We start from the raw sequence: 2608 nt of genomic DNA on the forward strand, positions 1-2608 counted from the left end.
CGCCGCCATTGCCGATCTCGACCAGGTCGACCACCGGCACCATGATCGGATAGCCAGCGGAAAAACGGTCGCGCTCGATCCAGTAGTCGGTCTTGATCTTGACCTCGCCGTCCTCGATCAGCGAGCATTTTGCCGTGGTGCCGCCGATGTCGAGCGCCAGCACGTTCGTCTCGCCGATCAGTTTTCCCAGCTCCGCCGCGCCCCAGAAGCCGGAAGCCGGGCCGGATTCCACCATGGTGATCGGGATCCTCGACACCGATTCCAGCGAGTCGACGCCGCAGTTCGACTGCATGATGTAGGGGCTCTTGGAAAACCCCTTGTCCTTCAGCCCGGCATGCAGGCGCGACAGGTAGCGCTCGGCCGCCGGCTGCACGTAAGCCGACAGCACGGCAGTGTTGGAGCGCTCGTATTCGCGCCATTCGCGCGTGATCTGGTGCGAGGCGACGGCCGAAACCTCCGGCCACAGCCGCTTCAGTTCGGCCAGCGCCGCCCGCTCGTGGCTGGTGTCGGCATAGGAATGGATGAAACAGATGGCGACCGCCTCGACGCCCTCCTTGCGGAAATCCGCGACGATAGCCGGCAGGCCGGAGAGGTCGAGCGGCTTCATCTCGACGCCCTTGTAGGAGACGCGGCCGGGCAGTTCGCGGCGCAGGTAACGCGGCACGAAGGGTTTCGGCTTCTCGTAATGCAGGTTGAAGAAGTCCGGCCGGTTGCCGCGCGCGATCTCCAGCGAATCGCGAAAACCCTCGGTGGTGATCAGCCCGACCTTGACGCCCTTGCGCTCGGTCAGCGCATTGATGACAACCGTCGTGCCGTGGGCGAGGAAATCGACCGAGCGCGGATCGACGCCGCCCTTCTCCAGCACGTTGAGCACGCCGCGCTCGAAATCGGGCGGCGTGGTGTCGGACTTGGCGGTGACGATGCGCTGCTCGCCGGTGGCGTGGTCGGTCTCGAAGCAGACGAGATCGGTGAAGGTGCCACCGACATCGGTGGCGACGCGGATCGTCTTGCCGGCCATCACAATCCTCCGTTGGTGCGCGCTGTCGCATCTGGAAATTTTATGGACGTTGTACCCCCACCCCTAACCCCTCCCCACAAGGGGGAGGGGGACGATATCGCCGCTGTTTCAGCCAAGATCGTCGAAGTGTTGGCGCTGGATGGTGCCGCAATATCCCCCTCCCCCTTGTGGGGAGGGGTTAGGGGTGGGGGTAATTTCATGTGCGATTGTCCTGCTTGGCGGTCAATTCGTTGAGCAGCAGGCAGAGTGCGCCGGGCAGCTTCAGCGCCTCGGCGGCCTCGACCCGCTCAGGCGTATAGAAGCCGGCCTCGTGCAGGCAGTTGATGGTGCCTTTCACCTCGCCGGCGACGATGATCGGCACGTTGATGACGCTCTCGCAGCCGAGCGACCGGATCAGCTCGTGATCGGAGAAAACCGTCGCGATGCCGTCGATGTCATTGGCGACGAAGGTGCGCTTCTCGCCGATCACCTGGCGGGTCCAATCCGTTTCGTTGGCAGGCTTGGTTCCCGAGACGGGATAGGCGTCGGGCATGTTGGAATAGATGCGCTGCGCCATGCCGCTGCGGCCGTCATGGGTCATGACGGTGAACAGCTTCACCCCGACCACGTCGCGGGTCAGCGCCCAGAGTGCCGCGAACGCCGTATCGGGCGTCGCGCTCTCGGCCGCGACGGCCTTCGTGAAAGCGGTGTAGTCAGGCACTTGCATTATTCTTCTCCATGAGCCGGCCGCGCAGTTCAGCCTCTTGCGCCGTGACGACCGGAACGGCGCCGATCAGCCGGCGCGTGTAGGGATGTTTCGGATCGGTGAACACCGTCTCGGTCGGGGAAAGCTCGACCAGCCTGCCCTTCTCGAAGACGGCGACGCGGGTCGCGACGTTGCGCACCACCGACAGATCGTGGGTGATGAAGACGTAGGTGAGCCCGCGCTTTGCCCGCAGTTCGTTGAGCAACTTGAGCACGCGCGCCTGCACCAGCACGTCGAGCGCCGAGGTCGGCTCGTCGAGCACCACCAGCTCCGACTGGCAGGCAAGCGCCCGGGCGATCGCCACGCGCTGCCGCTGCCCGCCTGACAGCGTCGACGGCGCGCGCGAGCGGAAGTCCGCGGGCAGGCCGACCTCCTCAAGCAACTGACCGACACGGTCCCAGCGTTGGTTTCTTTCGCCGATGCCGTGCACGTCGAGCGCCAGCCTGAGCGAGGCGCCGATGCTGCGCTTGGGATTGAGTGAGGAGAGCGGGTTCTGCTGCACGAGTTGGATGGCGCGGCGATGGATGAGCGCATGGCGAGCGGGGAGAGGGTTACCCTCGAACAATATCTCGCCGTCGCTCTGCGGATAGATGCCGAGGATGATGTTGGCGACGGTCGATTTTCCGGAGCCGGACTCGCCGACGATCGCCAGGCACTCGCCCTTCGCGACGTCGAAGGAGACGTCGTCGACCGCCCGCACCATGCGACCGGCGGTGGTGAAGGTTTTCGAGACGGAGCGAAGGGAGAGCAGCGGTCGGGTCACGCGGGATGGCTCCCGCATGTGAGGCTCCGTGCTCCTTCGCACCCCCCTCTGTCCTGCCGGACATCTCCCCCGCAAGGGGGGA

At 65.2% G+C, this 2608-nt stretch carries 3 protein-coding genes; all 3 read right to left on the reverse strand.

Annotated features, from left to right (window positions below; genetic code table 11):
- A partial coding sequence (locus AC5JDC_RS21620) for a hydantoinase/oxoprolinase N-terminal domain-containing protein (protein WP_495844481.1) occupies window positions 1–1018 on the reverse strand: 1018 nt, incomplete at its 3' end.
- A 196-nt stretch (window positions 1019–1214) separates the two neighbouring features.
- Entirely contained in the window at window positions 1215–1724 is a 510-nt protein-coding gene (locus tag AC5JDC_RS21625; protein ID WP_495844483.1) for a GAF domain-containing protein, read from the reverse strand.
- Window positions 1711–2526, reverse strand: a complete 816-nt coding sequence (locus AC5JDC_RS21630; protein WP_495844485.1) for an ABC transporter ATP-binding protein — start codon at window positions 2524–2526, stop codon at window positions 1711–1713. Before AC5JDC_RS21630 ends, AC5JDC_RS21625 begins: the two co-directional genes overlap by 14 nt.
- Window positions 2527–2608 lie beyond the last annotated feature (82 nt).

This window comes from Kumtagia sp. (assembly GCF_059502445.1).